The organism is Arthrobacter sp. Y3223151 (assembly GCF_059091125.1).
On record NZ_JBNHGI010000004.1, the window covers coordinates 292,244 to 314,592 of the forward strand.

The following is a 22,349-nucleotide window of genomic DNA, read 5'->3' on the forward strand; positions in this document are numbered from 1 at the left end:
GACTCCTTTCCGTTGTGGCTGTGGATGGTTCGGGGTCTGCGCGCCCGGCGTGGTGCGGGCGGAGTGGTTACTTGTGCGGCCAGCCGGTGTAGGACTCGGCCAGGTACTGCTGCCCGAAGCGGGAACCGGTCACGGTGGCCAGTTCGCCGAGGGCCCGCTTGGTCTCGAACGGCGAGGCATCCGTGCGGGTGTGCAGCATGCTGGTCATCCAGTAGGAGAAGTTCTGTGCCTTCCAGACCCGCTGCAGCGCCAGGTCGGAGTAGCCCTCCAGCAGGGCGTCGCTGCCGGTGGAGTAGAACGAGTCGATGGCCTCGAAGAGCACCTTGACGTCCGCGAAGGCCAGGTTCAGGCCCTTGGCGCCGGTGGGCGGCACCGTGTGCCCGGCGTCGCCGGCCAGGAACATGCGCCCGTGGGACAGCGGTTCCCGCACGAAGGAGCGGAAGGCCAGCACGGTCTTGTCGAAGATCGGCCCCTGCTTCAGCTGGAAGCCGTCCGGCCCGTCGACCCGTTTCTGCAGTTCCGCCCAGATGCGGTCGTCGCTCCAGTCGTCCACGTTCTCGGCCGGATCGCACTGGAAGTACATGCGCTGGACGGTCTCGCTGCGCTGGGAGATCAGCGCGAAGCCGTGCGGCGAGTTCGCGTAAATCAGTTCCGGGGCGCTCTTCGGGGCCTCGGTCAGGATGCCGAACCAGGCGAACGGATACTCGATCTTGTAGTCCTGCTCCCCCTTCACCGCGCGGCGGCAGAAGCTGCGGGAGCCGTCGGCACCCACCAGGATGTCGCAGTGCACCTCGAACGCGGCGCCGTCCTTGTCCGTGAACCTGAACTTGGGCGTGGTGGTCTCCAGGTCCAGCACCTCGGTGACCTCGGCCTCGTAGCGCACGTCGCCGCCGTCGCGCCTGCGGGCAGCGGCCAGGTCCAGGAAGACCTCGTTCTGCGCGTACAGGGTCACGGTGGCGTCCACGAGGTCCTTGAAGTCCAGCGGATGCGATTCTCCGTTGAAGCGCAGGTCGATGCCGGCGTGCTCGTCGCCCTCGGTCAGCACCCGGCCGTCGACGCCGGTGTCGGTGAGCATCTTGACCGAGCCTGCCTCCAGGATGCCGGCCCGGTGGGTGTTGTGGATGGTGTCGTGGTCACGGGATTCCACCACGAGGTTGTCGATGTCGTGCCGGGCCAGCAGGTGGCTGAGCATCAGGCCGGCCGGTCCCCCGCCGACGATTCCAACCTTGGTTTTGATGATCTGCGGTTGCGCCATGGGTAAGTCTCCTGGGTCAAAGAGGAAGCCGTCTCTTCACCAGTGTGAGCCCGGCGACACACGTTCCGCCCCGGCGTTCTTATTGAATGAGAATTACGACGACGGTGCCTGCCGCCGCCGTCACAGCGCCACGCCCATGGCCCGGGAGATCCCGCGCGCCGCCGTCATCAGCGCGGGGACCACGGCGTGGAAGTTCTCAAATCCCAGCGGCACCACCACGCCGAGGGCCGCCAGCGGCCGGCCGGCCGGGCCGAGCACGGGGACGGCGATGCCGGTGGTGTCCACGTCGATCCGCCCGTCGAACGCCGCGTAGCCCCGCTTGCGGATGTCGGCCAGGTGCCGGCGCAGGTCGAAGGACACCGGGTCGGCCGACGCCACGGCCTCCGGATGCCGGGTCAGGTAGGACTCCTGGACGTGGTTGGGCGAATAGGCCAGCAGCACCATGCCCATCGAGGTCCGGTGCACCGGCATGCGGCCGGCTATCTGGGCCTGGTTCACCACGGAGCCGCGGCTGGAGAGCCGCTCGATCACCAGGACTTCGTCCTCGCGCAGCACCGCCAGCTGGGTGTGCTGGCGCACCACGGACTGGATGTCCTCCATGAACGGCATGGCGGCCTGCCGCAGGTCCACGGCCGGCGAGCTCCGGTTGGCCAGCTCCCACAGCCGGAGCCCGAGCCGGATCTCACCGGGGCCCTCCTTCGTCAGCAGCCCGTGGCGGGACAACGCCTCCACCAGCCGGTAGGTCGTTGCCAGCGGCACCTCCGCCCGGCGGGAGAGCGTGGCGACGGTCATCGCCGGCTTGTCCGGCTCGAACGCAGACAGGATGCGCACCAGCCGGTCCAGCATCGAGTCACCGGACGGGGAATTGGCCATGTTCCCAGAATCTCACGTGCGCCGCGGCCGCCGGGGCCATTAAACGCGGAAACCGCCCCCCGCTGCCCCGGTATCGGGGAGCAGGAGGCGGTTCCGTGCTTGCGGTTAGCGGTAGTCGCTGCCCAGGTCGTAGTCATCCAGCGGGATGGCGTGGAACTCGGGCGTCAGCGATCCGTCGGCGCCGGCGTAGTCGAAGTCGCCGAAGGCGCTCGGGCCGGTAAACAGGTTGGCCTTCGCTTCCTCCGTCGGCTCCACCGACACCTGGGTGTACCGGTCCAGGCCGGTGCCGGCCGGTATCAGCTTACCGATGATGACGTTCTCCTTCAGGCCCAGCAGCGGGTCGGACTTGCCCTCCATGGCCGCCTGCGTCAGGACGCGGGTGGTCTCCTGGAAGGACGCGGCCGACAGCCACGACTCGGTGGCGAGCGAGGCCTTGGTGATGCCCATCAGCTCGTCACGGCCGTTGGCCGGCTGCTTGCCCTCGGAGACGGCCTTGCGGTTCTCCGCCTGGAAGCGGCTCCGCTCGGCCAGCTCGCCCGGCAGCAGGTCGGTCTCGCCGGACTCGATCACGGTGATGCGGCGCAGCATCTGGCGGACGATGACCTCCACGTGCTTGTCGTGGATGCCGACGCCCTGGCTGCGGTACACGGTCTGGACCTCGTCCACCAGGAACTTCTGCGCCTGGCGCGGGCCGAGGATACGCAGCACCTGCTTCGGGTCCTTGGCGCCGGTGACCAGCTGCTGGCCGACGTCCACGTGCTGGCCGTCTTCGACCAGCAGGCGTGCACGGCGCAGCACCGGGTAGGCGATCTCTTCCGAGCCGTCATCGGGGGTGACGATGACGCGCATCTGGCGTTCGCCGTCCTCGATGGACACGCGTCCGGCCACTTCGGCCATCGGCGCGACACCCTTGGGGGTACGGGCTTCGAAGAGCTCCTGGATACGGGGCAGACCCTGGGTGATGTCTTCCGCGGAGGCTACGCCACCGGTGTGGAAGGTACGCATGGTCAGCTGGGTACCGGGCTCGCCGATCGACTGTGCGGCGATGATGCCGACGGCCTCGCCGATGTCCACGGTCTTGCCGGTGGCCAGCGAGCGGCCGTAGCAGAGCGCGCAGGTACCAACGGCGGACTCACAGGTGAGCACGGAGCGCACCTTGATCTCGGTGATGCCGGCGTCGATCAGTTCCTGGATCAGCACATCGCCGACGTCGGATCCGGCCGGCGCCACCACGGTGCCCTCGGAGTTCACCACGTCGGTGGCCAGCGTGCGGGCGTAAGCGGAGTTCTCCACTTCCTCGGCCCGGCGCAGTTCACCGTTGTGGTCGGCTTCGGCGATGACCGTGGTCAGGCCGCGCTCGGTGCCGCAGTCCATCTCGCGCACGATCACGTCCTGCGACACGTCCACCAGGCGGCGGGTCAGGTAACCCGAGTTGGCGGTACGCAGCGCGGTATCGGCCAGGCCCTTGCGGGCACCGTGTGTGGCGATGAAGTACTCCAGCACCGACAGGCCCTCACGGTAGGAGGACTTGATCGGGCGCGGGATGATCTCGCCCTTCGGGTTGGCCACCAGACCACGGATACCTGCGATCTGGCGGACCTGCAGCCAGTTGCCACGGGCACCGGAGGACACCATGCGGTTGATGGTGTTCTCCTTGGTCAGGTTCTTCCGCATCGCGTCGGCAACCTCATTGGTCGCCTTGTTCCAGATGTCGATCAGTTCCTGGCGCCGCTCGTCGTCGGCGATCAGGCCCTTGTTGTACTGGGACTCGACGCGGGCGGCCTGGGTCTCGTAGCCCTCCATGATGGCGGCCTTTTCGGCCGGTGCCGCGATGTCGGAGATCGCCACGGTCACGCCGGAACGGGTCGCCCAGTAGAACCCGGCGTCCTTGAGGTTGTCCAGCGTCGCCGCGGTGACGACCTTCGGGTAGCGCTCGGCCAGATCGTTCACGATCGCCGAGAGCTGGCCCTTGTCCGCCACGCGCGCCACCCAGGGGTAGTCATCGGGCAGCGTGTCGTTGAAGATGACCTGGCCGAGCGAGGTTTCGATCAGCGCTTCCTGGCCCTCTTCCCAGCCCTCCGGTGCCGGCTGGTCCGCGCTGGGCACGAAGCCGGGCACGCGGATCTTGACGACGGAGTTCAGGTGCAGCTCGCCGGCGTCGTGGGCCATGATGGCCTCCGCCGGGCTGGCGAAGACACGGCCTTCGCCGGTTCCGCCTTCGCGCTTGGTGGTCAGGTGGTGCAGGCCGATGATCATGTCCTGGGAGGGCAGGGTCACCGGACGGCCGTCCGACGGCTTCAGGATGTTGTTCGAGGAGAGCATCAGGATGCGCGCCTCGGCCTGGGCCTCGGGGCTCAGCGGCAGGTGCACGGCCATCTGGTCGCCGTCGAAGTCGGCGTTGAACGCGGCGCACACCAGCGGGTGCAGCTGCAGCGCCTTGCCTTCGACCAGCTGCGGCTCGAACGCCTGGATGCCCAGCCGGTGCAGGGTAGGTGCACGGTTGAGCAGCACCGGGTGTTCGGTGATGATCTCTTCGAGCACGTCCCACACCTGCGGGCGGAAGCGCTCCACCATCCGCTTGGCGCTCTTGATGTTCTGCGCGTGGTTCAGGTCCACCAGCCGCTTCATGACGAACGGCTTGAACAGCTCCAGCGCCATCTGCTTGGGCAGGCCGCACTGGTGCAGCTTCAGCTGCGGGCCGACCACGATCACGGAACGGCCGGAGTAGTCAACGCGCTTGCCCAGCAGGTTCTGCCGGAAGCGGCCCTGCTTGCCCTTGAGCATGTCGGACAGCGACTTCAGCGGACGGTTGCCCGGTCCGGTGACCGGACGGCCGCGGCGGCCGTTGTCGAACAGCGAGTCCACGGCTTCCTGCAGCATCCGCTTTTCGTTGTTGACGATGATTTCCGGCGCGCCCAGGTCCAGCAGGCGCTTCAGGCGGTTGTTGCGGTTGATCACGCGGCGGTACAGGTCGTTCAGGTCGGAGGTCGCAAAGCGGCCGCCGTCCAGCTGCACCATCGGGCGGAGCTCCGGCGGGATCACCGGAACGGCGTCCAGCACCATGCCCAGCGGCGAGTTGGTGGTGGTCAGGAAAGCGTTGACCACCTTCAACCGCTTCAGGGCGCGGGTCTTGCGCTGGCCCTTGCCGTTCTTGATGATGTCGCGCAGCGACTCGGCCTCGGCGGCCATGTCGAAGTTCTCAAGGCGGTTCTTGATGGCTTCGGCACCCATGGCGCCTTCGAAGTAGAGGCCGTAGCGGTCGCGCAGCTCGCGGTAGAGCCCCTCGTCGCCCTCGAGGTCGGCGACCTTGAGGTTCTTGAAGCGGTCCCAGACCATGTCGAGGCGCTCGATCTCGGCGTCGGCGCGCTTGCGCACGTTGGCCATCTGGCGGTCGGCGGAGTCGCGGGCCTTCTTCTTCTCGGCGGCCTTGGCGCCCTCGCCCTCCAGGCGGGTCAGCTCGTCCTCGAGGTCCTTGGCGATCGCCGCGATGTCGGAGTCGCGGGTGTCGGCCAGCTGCTTCTTCTCCAGGTCGTGCTCGGCCTGCAGGTTGGGCAGTTCCTCGTGGCGGCGCTCCTCGTCCACGCTGGTGATCATGTAGGCGGCGAAATAGATGACCTTCTCCAGGTCCTTCGGCGCCAGGTCGAGCAGGTAGCCCAAGCGGGAGGGGACACCCTTGAAGTACCAGATGTGGGTGACCGGGGCGGCCAGCTCGATGTGGCCCATCCGCTCGCGGCGGACCTTGGCACGGGTGACCTCGACGCCGCAGCGCTCACAGATGATGCCCTTGAAGCGCACGCGCTTGTACTTGCCGCAGTAGCACTCCCAGTCGCGGGAAGGTCCGAAGATCTTCTCGCAGAAGAGGCCGTCCTTCTCGGGCTTCAGGGTGCGGTAGTTGATTGTTTCCGGCTTCTTGACCTCGCCGTAGCTCCAGTCGCGGATGTCGTCCGCGGTGGCAAGGCCGATGCGCATGAGGCCGAAGGAGGATTCGCTGGACATATGGTCCCTGTTCTCTCTTGTTCTCTAAATCTGAAAGTCTGTCGGGTTACGGAAAGAGGGGCGCCGTGCGCGGGCCGGCCGCGGTGCTCCAAGGCACCGGCGGCCGGCCGGCGCGGCTAGACCTCTTCGACGGAACTCGGCTCGGCCCGGGAAAGGTCGATGCCCAGTTCTTCCGCGGCCCGGAAGACTTCTTCATCCGAGTCACGCATTTCGATCGCGGTGCCGTCGGTGGAGAGTACTTCCACGTTCAGGCAGAGCGACTGCATTTCCTTGATCAACACCTTGAAGGATTCGGGAACACCCGGCTCCGGGATGTTCTCGCCCTTGACGATCGCCTCGTAGACCTTGACGCGGCCGTGGATGTCGTCGGACTTGATGGTGAGCAGTTCCTGCAGGGTGTACGCGGCGCCGTAGGCCTCCAGGGCCCACACTTCCATTTCGCCGAAGCGCTGGCCGCCGAACTGCGCCTTACCGCCCAGCGGCTGCTGGGTGATCATCGAGTACGGGCCGGTGGAACGCGCGTGGATCTTGTCGTCCACCAGGTGGTGCAGCTTCAGGATGTACATGTAGCCCACGGACACCGGATCCGGGAACGGCTGGCCGGAGCGGCCGTCGAACAGACGGGCCTTGCCGGAAGCGCCGATCAGGCGCTCACCGTCGCGGGTCGGGTTGGTGGCATCCAGCAGCCCGGTGATCTCGAACTCGCTGGCACCGTCGAACACCGGCGTGGCCACCGTCGTCGGACCCGACTGGCGGGGCAGGTTCGGCAGGTCCTTGGCCCAGTCCGGGTTGCCCTCGATGTTCCAGCCCTGCTTCGCGGCCCAGCCGAGGTGGATTTCCAGCACCTGGCCCACGTTCATGCGGCCGGGAACACCCAGCGGGTTCAGCACGACGTCGACCGGGGTGCCGTCTTCCAGGAACGGCATGTCCTCGACCGGCAGGATCTTGGAGATGACGCCCTTGTTGCCGTGGCGTCCGGCGAGCTTGTCGCCGTCCGTGATCTTGCGCTTCTGCGCCACGTACACGCGCACCAGCTGGTTCACGCCCGGGGGCAGCTCGTCGTCGTTGTCGCGGTCGAAGATCCGGACGCCGATCACGGTGCCGGACTCGCCGTGCGGGACCTTCAGGGAGGTGTCGCGCACTTCGCGGGACTTCTCGCCGAAGATCGCACGCAGCAGGCGCTCTTCCGGGGTCAGCTCGGTCTCGCCCTTGGGGGTCACGCGGCCGACGAGGATGTCGCCGGCGTCGACCTCGGCGCCGATGTGGATGATGCCGCGCTCGTCCAGCTGGGAGAGCACTTCCTCCGACACGTTCGGGATGTCGCGGGTGATTTCCTCGGCACCGAGCTTGGTGTCGCGGGCATCAACCTCATGCTCCTCGATGTGGATGGAGGTCAGCACGTCGTCGGAGACCACGCGCTGCGACAGGATGATCGCGTCCTCGAAGTTGTGGCCCTCCCAGGACATGAACGCCACGAGCAGGTTCTTGCCCAGCGCCAGTTCGCCCTGGTCGGTGGACGGACCGTCGGCGATGATGCTGCCGGTTTCCAGCCGCTGGCCCTCGGAGACGAGGACACGCTGGTTGTACGCGTTGCCCTGGTTGGAGCGGGCGAACTTCATGATCGGGTACCGGGTCTCGGTGCCGTCGTCGTTCAGGGCGGTGACCAGGTCCGCGGAGACCTCGGTGACCACGCCCGGCTTGGCGGCAACCACGGAGTCGCCGGCGTCGACAGCCGCGTAGCGCTCCATGCCGGTGCCGACCAGCGGGGCTTCCGAACGCAGCAGCGGCACGGCCTGGCGCTGCATGTTCGCACCCATCAGCGCGCGGTTGGCGTCGTCGTGCTCCAGGAACGGGATCAGGGCGGTCGCCACCGACACCATCTGGCGCGGGGAGACGTCCATGTAGTCGACCTCGTTGGCCGGCACGAGCACCGGCTCGCCGCCGCCGCCGCGCTCCCGGCTGAGGACCAGGTCCTCTTCGAAGTGCAGGTCCTCGGTGAGCGGGGCGTTCGCCTGGGCGATCACGCACTCGATCTCGTCGTCGGCCGTCAGGTAGTCGACCTGGTCGGTGACCTGGCCGTCGATGACCTTGCGGTAGGGGGTCTCGATGAAACCGAACGCGTTGATCCGCCCGTAGGAGGCCAGCGAGCCGATCAGGCCGATGTTCGGGCCTTCAGGGGTCTCGATCGGGCACATGCGACCGTAGTGCGAGGGGTGCACGTCACGGACTTCCATGCCGGCGCGGTCGCGGGACAGGCCGCCCGGGCCCAGCGCGGACAGGCGGCGCTTGTGCGTCAGGCCGGCCAGCGGGTTGTTCTGGTCCATGAACTGGGACAGCTGCGACGTGCCGAAGAATTCCTTGATCGCCGCCACCACGGGGCGGATGTTGATCAGGGTCTGCGGCGTGATCGCCTCGACGTCCTGGGTGGTCATGCGTTCGCGGACCACGCGCTCCATGCGGGAGAGGCCCGTGCGGACCTGGTTCTCGATCAGCTCGCCGACCGCGCGGATGCGGCGGTTGCCGAAGTGGTCGATGTCGTCGATCTCGACGCGGATGTCGTGGTCGGCGCCGTCGCGCTTGCCCGGGATGGTGGTCTCGCCGGCGTGCAGGGCGACCAGGAACTTGATCATGGCGACGATGTCGTCATTGTTCAGGACCGAGGCGTCCGGATCCGTCAGCGGCTTGTCGATGCCCAGCTTGCGGTTGATCTTGTAGCGGCCGACCTTGGCCAGATCGTAGCGCTTGGGGTTGAAGTACAGGTTGTCCAGCAGGGACTGGGCAGCCTCGACTGTCGGCGGCTCGCCCGGACGCAGCTTGCGGTAGATGTCCAGGAGGGCTTCTTCCTGGGTCTGCGTGGCGTCCTTCTCCAGCGTGGCGCGGATGGAGTCGTACTCGCCGAAGGTCTCCAGGATCTGGCCCTCGGTCCAGCCCAGGGCCTTGAGCAGCACGGTCACGGACTGCTTGCGCTTGCGGTCGAGGCGGACGCCGACCTGGTCGCGCTTGTCGATTTCCAGCTCGAACCAGGCGCCGCGGGACGGGATGATCTTCGCGGTGAAGATGTCCTTGTCGCTGGTCTTGTCGGCGGTCTTCTCGAAGTAGGCGCCCGGCGAGCGGACCAACTGGGAGACGACGACGCGCTCGGTGCCGTTGATGACGAAGGTGCCCTTGTCGGTCATCAGCGGGAAGTCGCCCATGAACACGGTCTGCTGCTTGATCTCGCCCGTGTTGTTGTTCATGAACTCGGCCTTGACGTACAGCGGCGCGGAGAACGTGGCGTCGCGGTCCTTGCACTCGGCCATGGTGTACTTCGGATCGGCGAACTCCGGCTCCGAGAAGCTCAGGGACATGGTGCCCTGGAAGTCTTCGATCGGGGAGATCTCTTCGAAGATGTCGGCGAGGCCGGAGGTGCCGGCCACACCCTGGCGGCCTTCTTCCTGGGCCTTGGCTACGCGCGCCTTCCAGCGTTCGTTGCCGACCAGCCAGTCGAAGCTGTCGGTCTGAAGGGCGAGCAGATTGGGAACGTCAAGAGGTTCGTGAATCTTGGCGAATGAGAGCCGCCGGGTTGCTCCGTCGTTCGACGAGGCGTCCAGCAGGCTGTTAGCGGTATCGGTATTAGAGGTGCTCGAGGCGACCAAGAGGGATCCTTCCACAGACCTTCAGGCTTGTCCTGCGCTTCCGCACCGCCGGCACCCCGAATGGGGTCCGGACATCACCTGGATCCGCTATATGATCCTTGCCCGCCGCACGATCTGCAGTTAAACACAGATAGGGCGTGGCGAAGCCCACCGCTATATGAAGGCCAAAGGTTTTGAGGGAAGACGCAAATACTTAGTGTACGGCACCGCGCGGCGGGATGTCCAACATGCCGGGCAGGCACCAGCCACCGCTCCCCCGCCATCGGGATGCGAGCGGCCTGCGGTGCGAAACGCGGTGCGAAAGGGGCGTCTTCGCGGTTGTCTTCCCCGGGACAACGCCACCAGCATATACCGCGCCGCCGCCACTTTCCGGCCCGCGCTTCAGGCGAGTTGCCTAACACGGGTAATCTGTGAAGCAGATCATACCGACGGCAGCAGCCCGGTGGCCCCCGCTTGCGCAGGCCACCGGGCGCGGAAAAGAGGCACGAAGACCATGGCCGAGAACAACAGCAGCCGCGACGACGTCGTCATCCTGAACGGCGCACGCACGCCCACGGGACGACTGAACGGCCAGCTCGCATCCTTCACCGCCGTCCAGCTCGGCGGCAAGGCGATCGCGGCGGCGCTGGAGCGCTCCGGCGTCGCCCCCGAGCAGGTGGACGCGGTCATCATGGGGCACGTCATCCAGGCCGGCGCCGGCCAGAACCCCGCCCGGCAGGCGGCCATCGCGGCCGGACTGGGCTGGAACGTGCCGACCGTGACGATCAACAAGGTCTGCCTCTCCGGGCTGGCCGCCGTCATCGACGCCGCCCGGCTGATCCGCTGCGGCGAGGCGCAGGTGGTGGTGGCCGGCGGGCAGGAGTCGATGACCAACGGCCCGCACCTGCTGCCCGGTTCCCGCCGGGGCTGGACCTACGGCAGCCTGACCGCCCTCGATGCCACCGCCCACGACGGCCTCACCGACGCCTTCGACCACGAGTCGATGGGCGTCTCCACCGAGCGCCGGAACGCCGAGCTGGGCATCCCCCGCGAAGCGCAGGACGAAGTGGCCGCCGCCTCCCACCAGCGCGCCGCCGCCGCCGCCAAGAACGGGGTCTTCGACGACGAGATCGTCCCGGTCGCGGTGCCGCAGCGCAAGGGCGAGGACCTGGTGGTCGACAGCGACGAGGGCGTCCGCCCGCAGACCAGCGTGGAAAGCCTGGCCCCGCTGCGGCCGGCGTTTGCCAAGGACGGCACCATCACCGCCGGCAACTCCTCCCCGCTGTCCGACGGCGCGGCCGCCGTCGTGGTCGCGACCCGCGGCTTTGCCGAGGACAACGGCCTGGACTGGCTCGCCGTCGTCGGCCGTCCGGGGCAGGTGGCCGGACCGGACACCTCGTTGCAGTCGCAGCCGTCCAACGCGATCACCCAGGCGCTCAAGCGTGCGGGCTGGACCACGGCCGACCTGGACTTCATCGAGATCAACGAAGCCTTCGGCGCCGTGGCGGTGCAGTCGCTCCAGGACCTGGACTACCCGCTGGAGAAGTGCAACATCCACGGCGGGGCCATCGCCTTGGGCCATCCGATCGGCGCCTCCGGCACCCGGCTGGCGCTGACGGCCGCCTTGGAACTGCGCCGGCGCGGCACCGGCAAGGCCGCGGTCTCCCTGTGCGGCGGCGGCGGCCAGGGCGAGGCGCTGCTGCTCTACCGTGACTAGGAGTTCCGGGCGGCCCCGGCGGCGCGGCCGGGAATACCGGGCGGCCGCCGGCGCTTGAACCGGACATGAGCAACGACTCCGGTGCCCCTGCCCTGCCGGCCGGGCTGCAGCGTTTCCTGGCCGGCGCCGAAGCCCACTCGCTGAACGTCGACGTCGCCGAACGCGCCGGCGCCCGCAGCCTCGCGGAGGCCGCGCAGCTGCTGGGCATCGCCGAGGCCGACATCGTCAAGACCCTGGTCATCAAGCACAAGGACGGCTCGTTCCTGTTCGCCCTCGTCCCCGGCGACCGGCAGATCTCCTGGCCCAAGCTCCGCTCGCTGCTGGGGGTCAACAAACTTTCGCTGCCGCACGCCGATATCGCCTACGCGGCGACGGGCTACCGGCGCGGCACCATCACCCCGCTGGGCAGCAGCACGGCCTGGCCGGTGTACGCCGACGAGTCCATCCGCGGCCGGCGGATCTCGCTGGGCGCCGGGGAACACGGCTACTCCGCCTTCGTCGACGCCGATGCGCTGACGTCCGCGCTCGGCGCCACCGTCGCCGACATCTCCGACCCGGCCTGAGGCCGCCCGACCCGCTCAGCCGGCGGGGCACCGGCTGCGGCGTCCGGCCCGCACAGCACAAAGCCCCGCCGCCCGGTGGGGCGGCGGGGCTTTGCAGAAGCTAAAGAGAGCTTACTTGAGGGTGACGGTCGCGCCGGCAGCCTCGAGAACTTCCTTGGCCTTGTCGGCAGCTTCCTTGGTGGCGCCTTCGAGGACGGCCTTCGGAGCACTGTCGACCAGGTCCTTGGCTTCCTTGAGGCCCAGGGAGGTCAGCGCGCGGACTTCCTTGATCACTGCGATCTTCTTCTCGCCGGCAGCTTCGAGGACGACGTCGAACTCGGTCTGCTCCTCGGCAGCGGCTTCGCCGGCGCCGGCTGCGGGGCCTGCAACGGCAACGGCAGCAGCGGTGACGTCGAAGGTCTCCTCGAACAGCTTGACGAACTCGGAGAGCTCGATGATGGTCAGTTCCTTGAAAGCTTCAATGAGCTCTTCGTTGGTGAGCTTCGCCATGGTTGGCGTCCTTCCTGATAGGTGATGCGGCTGGTGTGTCCGCACCAAGAGTTGGTTGGTGAAGAGTCTTACTGCTCTTCGGCGGCAGCCTCGGCCGGGGCCTCGGTTGCTTCGGCAGCGGGAGCTTCGGCTTCGGCAGCTTCGGCCGGAGCTTCGGCAGCGGCGCCGCCGTTCTCCTCCTGCTTGATGCGCAGCGCATCGAGGGTGCGGGCCAGTGCGGACATCGGCGCCTTGAGGACACCGGCGACGCGGGCCAGCTGGTGCTCGCGGGATTCGAGAGCGGCCAGCGCAGCAACGGCGGTTGCATCCAGGGCCTTGCCCTCGAAGATACCGGTCTTGATGATGAGCTGCGGGTTGGACTTTGCGAAATCCGTCAGGGACTTGGCGGCTGCAACGGCGTCACCCTTGATGAAGGCGATAGCAGTGGGTCCGGAGAGCTGGCCTTCGAACGCGTCGATGCCGGCTTCCTTGGCTGCAATGCCAGTCAGGGTGTTCTTGACGACCGAGAACTTGGTGTCCTGGCCGAGAGAAACACGCAGCTCCTTGAGCTGTGCAACGGTAAGCCCGCGGTATTCGGTTAGGACTGCAGCGCTGGATTCCTTGAAATCGCTGGTGATTTCTTCAACGGCTGCCACCTTGGTTGGCGTTGCCATAACCCTCCTTCCGGGGAATAGTGCCGGTGGTTCGGGTCGCACGCATAAAAAACGCCCCATGCAGGCGCACGGGGCTTCGTTCCCGCTCCGGCGTTCCGGTGGCGGGGCAATGCTTCGTTCACCTGCGCAGGCCGTCCCAGGCATGGGACTTTCGGTTGAAAACGTGGAGGCTTTCAACGACCGACGGTCTTTGGTTCTTCAAGGGTACGGGATCCTGCCGCCGGACGCCAAATCGGCGGCCCGCACCGCGATCCGCGTCCGCACCCCGGACGGGTCAGCCGGCGGCCGACCGCACCGCGGGCGCCTTCGCCGGGCCGGCGGCATTGCCGTCGAGGTCGTCCTGGACCTGGTCCACGTGGTCCTCCATTGCCTGGCGGGCTCCTTGGGAGTCCCCGCTTTCGACGGCGGCGAGCACCCTGCGGTGCATGGCGAGGGTGCGCGTGCGGACGGCCCGCGCCCCAAACGCTTCCCGCCGCGCGTCGGCCAGCACCCGGCCCATCGGCACGAAGACCGCCGGAAAAAGGATGTTGCCGGACGCCTTGAGGACCACCGTGTGGAACAACCGGTCGGCTTCGACGAAGGCGTCCGCGTCACCGGCGGCGTCCGCCGCGGCCATCGACTCCAGGTGCCCGCGCAGCAGCTCCAGGTCCGCAGCGGTGCGGCGGAGGGCAGCCAGCGCGGCGGCCCCGGATTCGACCAGGCGCCGCACTTCGAGCAGTTGCCGCGAGGCGGCGGAGTCGCTCATGCTGTGCGCCGCGGCGCGGACGATGGCTTCGACCGAGGTCCACTTCCCGGGCGGATTGATAAACGTGCCGCGGCCCCGCTGGATGCTGATTACGTTCATCGCCCGCAGCATGGTGAGGGCCTCCCGGACGGTCAGCCGGCTGACCTGCGACCGGGCGGCGATTTCGGCTTCGGTCGGCAGCGCGTCGCCGGGCGCCATGCGGCCCGCGATGATCTGCTCCAGCAGGTCTTCCGCCACCATGTCAACCAGCGTCCTGCGTTCCATCGGCCCTCCCGCCACACCCGGCAGCATGCCGGCGCGCTGACATCGTAACCGCCGCTGCCGGTTACCGGCGCGTAGCATGACGCGCCGGCGACACGCCCCGATCCACGCCGTCACACGGCGCCGCCCGGGCCGGTCCCCCCAGCCTGCGGCCCCGGACCCAGCTTCTTCTGCCAGGCGGCCTCGTACCCCGCCGGAGCGAAACCGAGGGCGATGTTGATGTCCAGCATGTGGCTGTTTTCGTCGGCGTTCCAGGTGTAGAGCCGGCGCCCCTGCGGCCACGCTTCCGCCACCCGCTGCAGGTTGCGGGCCTTGATCCACAGGCCCAGGCTGTGGCCACGGTGGGCCCGCAGCACCAGCGTGTCCTCCTGGAAGACCACCTCGGGCTGCTCCGGGAAGAATTCCAGCACGGTATGGCCCACCAGCCGGCCGCTGGGCACATGCCGGGCCGCGACCACCAGGCAGCGGCCGCCCTTGCGCCGCAGCTCTTCCTCCTGGTGGCGGACCCGGGCGGCGTCCCACGCTTCTTCCTCGTAGTCGAGTTCACCCAGCGGGACGTCCGTGCTCATCCGCTGCCGCAGGGCCGCGTACTGGTCCACGCAGTCCGGCGGGCAGCTGTCGGCCCACTCCACCAGCCGGTAGTCCGCGCCGGCCTTGCGGGCAGCCGCTGCCGCGTGGGCTTGCAGCCTGTCCTGGTCGGCGGGGAGCGGCATCCTGCTGCACCGCTCCACCTGTTCGAGCCGGAAGCCGCCGGCCAGCGCGAAGCGCACCGCCGGCGCGGACCCCGGCAGGGCCCCGGCCCCGGTCGTCGGCCGGAGCATGTCCGGGCCCGCTGGATCGAATCCGGCGGGATGTTCGCTCCAGGCCTGAAGGGTGGTCCGGCCGCGGCGGGCGGCGCAGGCCTCGGCTTCGGCCAGCAGCCTGCTTCCCACGCCCCGCCGCCGGTAGTCGGGATGGACGGCCACAAAGACGTACCCGTTCCGCGGGTTGTCCCGCAGCGACAGCTCGAGCAGGGCACGCCCGACGTGCCGGTCCCCGTCTCTGGCCGCCCAGAGATACGTCACCGAGTAGTCGTTCGGCCGCGCCCCCTCGAGCCTGACCGCCGGGCTCACCCAAAAATCGTTGTTGCCCCAGATCAGCCCGTTGACCAGATTGGCCAGCTCGGCGGATGCGGCAAAGTCCGCACCGCCCGGGCCCTGAAGGGCGGGCGGGATGGGCAGCGGCGCGATCGTGATCGAGGTCGTGGGCATGCGGGCTCCTCGGCACTGAGGCAGTGATTGAGTAGTACCAATCACATTACTGCATCCCGCCGCGCCGCACTATCTCCCGCTTAAACGGGCTATGGCCGCAGCATCTGCTGCGGCCATAGCCTAAGTGTTCGCCGTCGCCGGCGAACCAGAAGTCCCGGTTAGGCCTCCACGGCCACCTTGGTGACGTTCGGGTCCACGGAGATGCCCGGGCCGAAGGTGGTGGTGATGGTCGCCTTCGCGATGTACCGGCCCTTGGAAGCCGACGGCTTCAGGCGCAGCACCTCTTCCAGGGCGGCGGCGTAGTTCTCCACCAGCTTGTTGGCGTCGAAGGACACCTTGCCGATGATGAAGTGGAGGTTGGCGTGCTTGTCGACGCGGAAGTCGATCTTGCCGCCCTTGATGTCGTTGACGGCCTTGGTGACGTCCGGGGTCACCGTTCCGGTCTTCGGGTTCGGCATCAGGTTGCGGGGACCGAGGACCTTGCCCAGGCGGCCGACCTTGCCCATCAGTTCGGGGGTCGCCACGGCGGCGTCGAAGTCTGTCCAGCCGCCCTGGATCTTTTCGATCAGGTCGTCGGAGCCAACGAAGTCGGCGCCCGCGGCGATCGCGGCCTCGGCCTTGTCGCCGGTGGCGAAGACCAGCACGCGGGCGGTCTTGCCGGTGCCGTGCGGCAGGTTCACGGTGCCGCGGACCATCTGGTCGGCCTTGCGCGGGTCGACGCTGAGGCGGAAAGCCACCTCAACGGTCGCGTCGAACTTGGACGGGCTGGTCTCCTTGGCGAGAGTGATTGCCTCGACCGGGGCGTAAACCTTGTCCGCCTCGATCTTGGCTACAGCTGCCTCATATGCTTTGCTGCGCTTTGCCATCTGCTTTTTCTCCTTGTGCAGTTGTGGTCTGCGGACCGCGCCCGGCCCTGCCACAACGACGGCGGTGTTCCCACCTGTGGCGAGCTGTGTCGCCGTCGTTTTTTGAATTGTCTTGGTGGGGTCCTGCAGGACTTGTGTCCTGGCACGACCACCGGGGTTGAGGTGCTTAGCCCTCGACAGTGCTCGATTGTCGAGCAGCTGCGGTGCTTGCTTCCGGCGAGTGCCTCGTTCCTCGGCCCTCACCGTACGCGAGCTCCTCGCTACTCGACCTCGATGCCCATGGAACGGGCGGTGCCGGCGATGATCTTGGCGGCAGCCTTAATGTCGTTGGCGTTGAGGTCAGCCATCTTGGTGCCGGCGATCTCATCGACCTGCGCCTGGGTCAGCTTCGCAACCTTGTTGGTGTGCGGGGTAGCCGAACCCTTCTGCACGCCTGCGGCCTTCTTGATCAGCTCGGCGGCCGGCGGGGTCTTGGTGATGAAGGTGAAGGAACGGTCTTCGTAGACCGTGATTTCAACCGGGATCACGTTTCCGCGCTGGGATTCCGTGGCGGCGTTGTACGCCTTGCAGAATTCCATGATGTTGACACCGTGCTGACCAAGCGCCGGACCGATCGGCGGGGCCGGGTTGGCGGCGCCTGCCTGGATCTGGAGCTTGATGAGGCCGGTGACCTTTTTCTTGGGGGCCATATCGGGTCCTTCTCTCACATTACGTACCGGCGGCACAGGAGCGTGCCGGCGGTGGTTGGCCGCCATGGCTTGGCGGCCGGCCGTGCGGGTTCGGACAAAGCGGGTCCGTATCCGCACGAAGTCTTGGTTAGTGGATCTTGGTGACCTGGCTGAACGAGAGCGTCACCGGGGTTTCGCGCTCGAAGATGGTCACCAGCACCACGAGCTGCTGGGATTCCGGCTTGATTTCGGAAATCGTTGCCGGCAGCGTCTCGAACGGCCCGTCGTTGACGGTGACGGACTCGCCGACCTCGAAGTTGACGGTGATCGGTGTGCTCGCTGCCGTCGCCTTGCCCGCAGCCTTGCCGCCGGCTTCCGTCTTGGTGCCCGTGATGGTGTGCTCCAGCATGGAAGCAACTTCCTTCAGGCTCAGCGGCACCGGGTTGTGCGCGTTGCCGACGAACCCGGTCACGCCGGGAGTGTGGCGGACGGCGCCCCATGAGGCGTCGGTCAGGTCCATCCGGACCAGCACGTAACCCGGGATGCGCACGCGCTTGACCAGCTTGCGCGTGGTGTTCTTGATCTCCACGACCTCTTCCATCGGGACCTGGATCTCGTAGATGAAGTCTTCCATGTTCAGGGTCTGGATGCGGGTCTCCAGGTTGACCTTCACACGGTTTTCGTAGCCGGCGTAGGAGTGGATAACGTACCAGTCACCGGGCTGGCGGCGCAGCTTGGCGCGGAATGCTTCGAGGGCTTCCTCTTCGGTCTGCTCAACCTCTTCGGCCTCTTCGGCCGGCCCGGTCTCCTCCGGGGCCCCGTCGGCGGCCACGGCTTCGGTCACGTCCGCCTCGGCGGCGGCTTCGGCGGCCTCGTCGAGGACGGGGGCGTCGTCGGCGGCCTGGTCAAGCTCGCTCGCCAGATCGGTACCGGCAGCCTCTTCTGCGGCGTCAACGCCAGAAGCCGGCACCTCGTCGGTGCCGGTCACGGTAACCTGCTCGTCGGCTTCCAGCTCCGCGTTCTCTTCGGAGTTCTGGGCTTCGAGTTCCTGGTCGGACACTTAGCTTCCTGCTTTCTTCTTCAGCTCACTTGACTCGCGGCGGCTTTGCGCCGTCGTCGTATCCATCCGTACGGCTGCCGCAACGCGGACGTTACTGTTCGGGTATGCCGTCTCCGAAGACGAAGAACGCGCCCTGGCCGAAAACCAGATCCAGTGCCGTGACGATCAACATCATGATGGCCACAAAGGCGATCACCACAAGCGTGTAGTTCAGCAGTTCCTTGCGGGTCGGCGTGACGACCTTTTTGAGTTCGGCAACGACCTGGCGGACAAACAAAATGATCCGGGCGAAGAGACCGCGCTTCTCGGTCTTTCGTCCGGTGGGGCGTCCCTGGGGACTGCTGGAAGACGTATCGGTCAACCTGGCCTCACTCATTCTGTCCGGTGTCCGGCCCCCGGACGGCCTCGGCCGGCCTGGACCGCTGCTTCGTGCTGGGATGCTGAACTGCTGCAGTTTATGCCTGCGGCGGTTCTGCGCAGGGCAGACAGGACTCGAACCTGCAACCTGCGGTTTTGGAGACCGCTGCGCTACCAATTGCGCCACTACCCTATGGAGCCGAATACTGCCGGATGCCCCCGCCGCGCGGGCATGGAACATCATGGCGTTTTCAACACCGAAGATCCAGTTTACGCCAGCGATGCGCCGACGTCGAACCGAACCCCGTTTGCCGCCCAAAAGGCGACTGATCCATTATGCAACATTTCCGCCGGCCCGCTGACCAAGGGGGCCGGGCGGGCACCGGGCAACGGGCCGTACGCCCGACGGGCTGCACCCGGACTCGGGCTGCACCTAGACTATGGAACAGTCCTACACGCTACTGAAGACGGGAATCCCATGCCTGCCAACGCCCGCGTCTCCCGGCGCATTGCGTCCATCGCCGAATCCGCCACCCTCGCCGTCGATGCCAAGGCAAAAGCGCTGAAGGCTGCCGGGCGCCCGGTGATTGGCTTCGGGGCGGGCGAACCGGATTTCCCGACCCCGGACTACATCGTGGAGGCCGCCATCGAGGCCGCGCGCCAGCCGCGCTTCCACCGCTACTCCCCCGCCGGCGGCCTGCCCGAACTGAAGCAGGCCATCGCGGACAAGACGCTGCGCGATTCCGGCTACCGGGTGGACCCGGCCCAGGTGCTGGTGACCAACGGCGGCAAGCAGGCGGTGTACGAATCCTTCGCCACCTTGTTGGATCCGGGCGACGAGGTCCTGGTCCCCACGCCGTTCTGGACCACCTACCCCGAGGCGATCCGGCTGGCCGGCGGCCTCCCGGTGGAGGTCTTCGCCGGGCCGGAGCAGGGCTACCTGGTCACCGTCGACCAGCTCGAGGGCGCGCTGACCGACAAAACCAAGGTGCTGCTCTTCGTCTCCCCGTCCAACCCGACCGGTGCCGTCTACCAGCCGGAACAGGTTGCCGAGATCGGCCGGTGGGCTGCCTCGAAGGGCCTGTGGGTCATCACCGACGAGATCTACGAGCACCTCACCTACGACGGCGTGCCCTTCACCTCCATCGCCACGGCCGCCCCGGAGCTGGGCGACAAGGTCGTCATCCTCAACGGCGTGGCCAAGACCTACGCCATGACCGGCTGGCGGGTGGGCTGGATGATCGGCCCGAAGGACGTGGTCAAGGCTGCCACCAATATGCAGTCCCACGCCACCTCCAACGTGGCCAATGTGTCCCAGATGGCAGCGCTGGCCGCCGTGTCCGGACCGCTGACCGCGGTGGACGAGATGAAGGTTGCCTTCGACCGCCGCCGCAAGGCCATGGTCGAGGGCCTGAACGCCATCGCCGGCGTCGAATGCCCGACGCCGGAGGGTGCGTTCTACGCCTACGCCGACGTCCGCGGGCTGCTGGGCAAGGAGTTCCCGACGGCGGGCGGCACCGTCCGTCCGGCGACCTCCGCCGAGCTCGCCTCGCTGATCCTCGACGAGGTCGAGGTCGCCGTCGTGCCCGGCGAGGCCTTCGGGCCGTCGGGCTTCGTGCGGCTGTCCTATGCCCTCGGCGACGAGGACCTCGCCGTCGGCGTCGGCCGGCTGCAGGATTTCCTGGCGAAGGCCAAGTAACCGCCGGAAACGGTGCCGGAAACGGTGCCGGCCGGGCTGCCGAGAGGCAGCCCGGCCGGCCGTGTCGTGCCTGCTACTTTTCCGGCTGGGATTGGTGGGCCGGATTGCCGTGGAACGGCGGCACGACCCGCGGGCCCGAGGTTTCCGGCTGCGCCGCGGAGCCGCCCTGGCTCCGGCCGACCTCGGGCATGTCCGGCACCGTGGTGCCGCTTGGCTCCGCTCCGGCGCGCAGCTCCTCGAGCCGGCGCTCGAGGACCTGGACGACCGGGAGCCGGTTCCCATGCTCCCGCTCGTAGGCCAGGAGCTGCGTCATGCCCTGCTCGTCCAGCCCCGTGATCCGGGACGGAAACGTGCCCAAGGGTATGTGGTCGTAGTCCGGCAGCGGCAATTCGTCGTGCCGTGGGGAGTCGGTCATGGATCCTCCTGCGCTCGTAGACACCGGCCGCAGGCCTTGGCACCGGCTGCTGTACTGCAGTTCCGGGGGATGTCACCGATTCCGGCTCCGGTGCGGGACCGCGGTCCGTCCTGACAGTGCCACCAAGCTACCACCGGCGCTTGGGGGTACAACAGGGCCCGGCCCCCCTGCTACAGGATCCGGCGGTCAACAGCCCAGCGGGTCAGTTCGTGCCGGGAGGACAGCTGGAGCTTGCGCAGCACGGACGAGACGTGGGTTTCGACGGTCTTGATGGAGATGAACAGTTCCTTGGCCACCTCCTTGTACTGGTAGCCGCGGGCGATCAGCCGCATGACCTCCAGTTCGCGCGCGGAGAGCTTGTCCAGTTCGTCGTCCACGTTGGCTACGGCTGCGGTGCCGAAGGCGTCCAGGACGAACCCGGCCAGCCGCGGCGAGAAGGCCGCGTCGCCGCCGGCCACCCGCTCCACGGCGTCAGAGATTTCGGCGCCGGAGATTGTCTTGGTGACGTACCCGCGGGCGCCGGCCCGGATGACGGTGACGACGTCTTCGGCGGAGTCGGAAACGCTCAGCGCCAAAAATTTGGTCTCCGCCAGCAGGTCCGCGCAGGCCGCGACCACCTCGGCCCCGCCGCCGCCCCGGCCTCCGGGCAGGTGCACGTCCAGGAGCACGACCGCGGGCCGCTGCTCGCGGATGGCCGCGATCGCTTGCTCCACGGTCGCGGCCTCGGCGACCACCTCGATCCGCCCGTCCAGGTCGGCTTTCAAGCCGGAACGGAAGATGGCGTGGTCGTCGACGACGACCACGCGGATGGGTTCGGTCACGATGCGGTTCCTTCCTGGGGGTGCTGCAGGCTGAGGTGGACTTCGGTGCCGCTGCCGGTGTTGCGGATTTTTGCCTGGCCGCCGTGCCGCTCCATCCGACCGATCAGCGATTCGCGCACGCCCATCCGGTCCGGCGGCACGGCGGCGGGCTCGAACCCGGGACCGCGGTCCCGGACGAAGATTTCGCTGCCGCCCGGCGTGCATTCAACGTAGACGGAGATGCCGCCGCCGGCGTGTTTTGCCGCGTTCTGCACGGCCTCCCGGGTGGCGTGCACCAGGACCTCGTGCCGGTCGGTCATGGCGCTGTCGCCCACGGCGACCACGTCCACGGGATGCCCGTAGGCGTCTTCGATTTCGGCGGCCACCGCCTTCACGCGGTCCACCAGGTTGCCCTCTTCCTGCCGCCTGTCCCGGTAGAGCCATTCGCGCAGTTCCCGTTCCTGGGCGCGGGCCAACCGGGTGACGTCGTGTTCCGAACCGGCGCGGTTCTGGATCAGGGCCAGGGTCTGCAGCACCGAATCGTGCAGGTGCGCGGCGATCTCCGCGCGTTCGGTTTCCCGGATCCGGCCGGAGCGTTCGGTCTCCAGGTCCCGCCAGTACTTCAGCACCCACGGCGCCAGAACCAGCAGGACCCCGGCCAGCACGGCCAGCGAGGCGAACAGCGTGGGCCACATGGCCTCCCAGGTAATCGAACCGGACACCATGGTGACGATGCCGGCCACCACCAGGACCAGCCCGGCCAGCAACCGCACGGCGCCTTGGGCCCCGGTTGCCCCGGCGCGGTCCATCAGTCCGCTGCGCCGGGAATCGTCCAGCTGCATCCACGCGATCACCGCGCCGGCCGCAATGGCGAGCACGGGCAGCCAGGTCCCCCACGGCAGGTTGATGCCCGCCAGCTGGGCGACGACGGCGCCGCCCGCGAGGACCAGGGCCGCGCCGATCAGGATTTCCTTGCCGCCGCGCTGCATCAGCCGCGGGGCGCCGGCCGCGGCCTGCGGAAGTCCTCCGGGCCGCCCTCCGGGGCGCCCGCCGGGGCCGGCCGCCTGC

18 protein-coding genes and 1 tRNA gene are annotated in these 22,349 nt (G+C 67.8%); 3 read left to right on the forward strand and 16 right to left on the reverse strand.

Translation table 11 applies throughout. The annotated features are described in order from the left end of the window. Positions 1-67 precede the first annotated feature (67 nt). The 4 genes from AC5RUP_RS08880 to rpoB all read right to left on the reverse strand — a co-directional run bounded on the left by AC5RUP_RS08880 (position 68) and on the right by rpoB (position 9,759). The gene (locus AC5RUP_RS08880; RefSeq protein WP_494012732.1) at positions 68-1,255 is read right to left on the reverse strand and encodes a 4-hydroxybenzoate 3-monooxygenase; all 1,188 of its coding nucleotides are present in this window, start codon (positions 1,253-1,255) and stop codon (positions 68-70) included. A gap of 120 nt (positions 1,256-1,375) precedes the next feature. After that, positions 1,376-2,128, reverse strand: coding sequence for an IclR family transcriptional regulator (locus tag AC5RUP_RS08885; RefSeq protein WP_494091981.1), 753 nt, complete (start codon positions 2,126-2,128; stop codon positions 1,376-1,378). Between the two features lie 105 nt (positions 2,129-2,233). Next, entirely contained in the window at positions 2,234-6,124 is a 3,891-nt protein-coding gene (locus AC5RUP_RS08890; RefSeq protein WP_494154093.1) for a DNA-directed RNA polymerase subunit beta', read from the reverse strand. Positions 6,125-6,240: 116 nt separating this feature from the next. Further along, positions 6,241-9,759 (reverse strand): DNA-directed RNA polymerase subunit beta, encoded by a 3,519-nt coding sequence (gene rpoB / locus AC5RUP_RS08895; RefSeq protein ID WP_494091982.1) that lies wholly within the window; start codon positions 9,757-9,759, stop codon positions 6,241-6,243. A 493-nt stretch (positions 9,760-10,252) separates the two neighbouring features. Between rpoB and AC5RUP_RS08900 the strand changes: the two genes are divergently transcribed. Next, positions 10,253-11,455, forward strand: coding sequence for an acetyl-CoA C-acetyltransferase (locus tag AC5RUP_RS08900; protein WP_494158469.1), 1,203 nt, complete (start codon positions 10,253-10,255; stop codon positions 11,453-11,455). Positions 11,456-11,520: 65 nt separating this feature from the next. Continuing rightward, entirely contained in the window at positions 11,521-12,018 is a 498-nt protein-coding gene (locus AC5RUP_RS08905; RefSeq protein WP_494158470.1) for an aminoacyl-tRNA deacylase, read from the forward strand. A gap of 111 nt (positions 12,019-12,129) precedes the next feature. On the opposite strand, the gene rplL is transcribed toward AC5RUP_RS08905, so the two are convergent. The 9 genes from rplL to AC5RUP_RS08950 all read right to left on the reverse strand — a co-directional run bounded on the left by rplL (position 12,130) and on the right by AC5RUP_RS08950 (position 18,560). Then, on the reverse strand, positions 12,130-12,507 hold the full coding sequence (gene rplL, locus AC5RUP_RS08910) for a 50S ribosomal protein L7/L12 (protein WP_494067540.1): 378 nt from the start codon (positions 12,505-12,507) through the stop codon (positions 12,130-12,132). A 68-nt stretch (positions 12,508-12,575) separates the two neighbouring features. Continuing rightward, complete coding sequence (gene rplJ / locus AC5RUP_RS08915) at positions 12,576-13,160, reverse strand: 50S ribosomal protein L10 (protein WP_494012736.1); 585 nt, start codon at positions 13,158-13,160, stop codon at positions 12,576-12,578. Between the two features lie 274 nt (positions 13,161-13,434). Continuing rightward, positions 13,435-14,169 (reverse strand): FadR/GntR family transcriptional regulator, encoded by a 735-nt coding sequence (locus AC5RUP_RS08920; RefSeq protein ID WP_494158471.1) that lies wholly within the window; start codon positions 14,167-14,169, stop codon positions 13,435-13,437. Between the two features lie 110 nt (positions 14,170-14,279). Next, positions 14,280-15,416 (reverse strand): GNAT family N-acetyltransferase, encoded by a 1,137-nt coding sequence (locus AC5RUP_RS08925; RefSeq protein ID WP_494158472.1) that lies wholly within the window; start codon positions 15,414-15,416, stop codon positions 14,280-14,282. A gap of 158 nt (positions 15,417-15,574) precedes the next feature. Then, positions 15,575-16,282 (reverse strand): 50S ribosomal protein L1, encoded by a 708-nt coding sequence (gene rplA, locus AC5RUP_RS08930; protein WP_494154324.1) that lies wholly within the window; start codon positions 16,280-16,282, stop codon positions 15,575-15,577. A 260-nt stretch (positions 16,283-16,542) separates the two neighbouring features. Next, on the reverse strand, positions 16,543-16,971 hold the full coding sequence (gene rplK / locus AC5RUP_RS08935) for a 50S ribosomal protein L11 (protein WP_494067543.1): 429 nt from the start codon (positions 16,969-16,971) through the stop codon (positions 16,543-16,545). Positions 16,972-17,098: 127 nt separating this feature from the next. Continuing rightward, entirely contained in the window at positions 17,099-18,010 is a 912-nt protein-coding gene (nusG, locus tag AC5RUP_RS08940) for a transcription termination/antitermination protein NusG (RefSeq protein ID WP_494067544.1), read from the reverse strand. A gap of 91 nt (positions 18,011-18,101) precedes the next feature. Beyond that, positions 18,102-18,371, reverse strand: coding sequence for a preprotein translocase subunit SecE (gene secE / locus AC5RUP_RS08945; protein WP_494067545.1), 270 nt, complete (start codon positions 18,369-18,371; stop codon positions 18,102-18,104). 116 nt (positions 18,372-18,487) lie between these two features. After that, positions 18,488-18,560, reverse strand: a tRNA-Trp gene (locus AC5RUP_RS08950). A gap of 285 nt (positions 18,561-18,845) precedes the next feature. Here AC5RUP_RS08950 and AC5RUP_RS08955 point away from each other — a divergent pair. Next, positions 18,846-20,066 (forward strand): pyridoxal phosphate-dependent aminotransferase, encoded by a 1,221-nt coding sequence (locus tag AC5RUP_RS08955; RefSeq protein WP_494154323.1) that lies wholly within the window; start codon positions 18,846-18,848, stop codon positions 20,064-20,066. A 73-nt stretch (positions 20,067-20,139) separates the two neighbouring features. Here the strand turns inward: AC5RUP_RS08955 and AC5RUP_RS08960 are convergent, their stop codons facing one another. The 3 genes from AC5RUP_RS08960 to AC5RUP_RS08970 form a co-directional block, all read right to left on the reverse strand. Beyond that, positions 20,140-20,481 (reverse strand): DUF8129 domain-containing protein, encoded by a 342-nt coding sequence (locus AC5RUP_RS08960; RefSeq protein ID WP_494154322.1) that lies wholly within the window; start codon positions 20,479-20,481, stop codon positions 20,140-20,142. 170 nt (positions 20,482-20,651) lie between these two features. Continuing rightward, a complete protein-coding gene (locus tag AC5RUP_RS08965) occupies positions 20,652-21,302 on the reverse strand; it encodes a LuxR C-terminal-related transcriptional regulator (protein ID WP_494132112.1) in 651 nt (216 codons plus the stop codon). Beyond that, positions 21,299-22,349, reverse strand: a 1,051-nt coding sequence (locus AC5RUP_RS08970) for a sensor histidine kinase (RefSeq protein WP_494158473.1), incomplete at its 5' end; no start/stop codon positions are given. The genes AC5RUP_RS08970 and AC5RUP_RS08965, both read right to left, overlap by 4 nt.

Coding starts and splice junctions, on each gene's coding strand:
- AC5RUP_RS08905 (WP_494158470.1), top strand. CDS start 11,521: ATGAGCAACGACTCCGGTGCCCCTGCCCTGCCGGCCGGGCTGCAGCGT.
- AC5RUP_RS08880 (WP_494012732.1), bottom strand. CDS start 1,255: ATGGCGCAACCGCAGATCATCAAAACCAAGGTTGGAATCGTCGGCGGG.
- rplJ (WP_494012736.1), bottom strand. CDS start 13,160: ATGGCAACGCCAACCAAGGTGGCAGCCGTTGAAGAAATCACCAGCGAT.
- rplA (WP_494154324.1), bottom strand. CDS start 16,282: ATGGCAAAGCGCAGCAAAGCATATGAGGCAGCTGTAGCCAAGATCGAG.
- rplL (WP_494067540.1), bottom strand. CDS start 12,507: ATGGCGAAGCTCACCAACGAAGAGCTCATTGAAGCTTTCAAGGAACTG.
- rplK (WP_494067543.1), bottom strand. CDS start 16,971: ATGGCCCCCAAGAAAAAGGTCACCGGCCTCATCAAGCTCCAGATCCAG.
- AC5RUP_RS08955 (WP_494154323.1), top strand. CDS start 18,846: ATGCCTGCCAACGCCCGCGTCTCCCGGCGCATTGCGTCCATCGCCGAA.
- AC5RUP_RS08900 (WP_494158469.1), top strand. CDS start 10,253: ATGGCCGAGAACAACAGCAGCCGCGACGACGTCGTCATCCTGAACGGC.
- AC5RUP_RS08920 (WP_494158471.1), bottom strand. CDS start 14,169: ATGGAACGCAGGACGCTGGTTGACATGGTGGCGGAAGACCTGCTGGAG.
- AC5RUP_RS08890 (WP_494154093.1), bottom strand. CDS start 6,124: ATGTCCAGCGAATCCTCCTTCGGCCTCATGCGCATCGGCCTTGCCACC.
- AC5RUP_RS08885 (WP_494091981.1), bottom strand. CDS start 2,128: ATGGCCAATTCCCCGTCCGGTGACTCGATGCTGGACCGGCTGGTGCGC.
- AC5RUP_RS08960 (WP_494154322.1), bottom strand. CDS start 20,481: ATGACCGACTCCCCACGGCACGACGAATTGCCGCTGCCGGACTACGAC.
- AC5RUP_RS08925 (WP_494158472.1), bottom strand. CDS start 15,416: ATGCCCACGACCTCGATCACGATCGCGCCGCTGCCCATCCCGCCCGCC.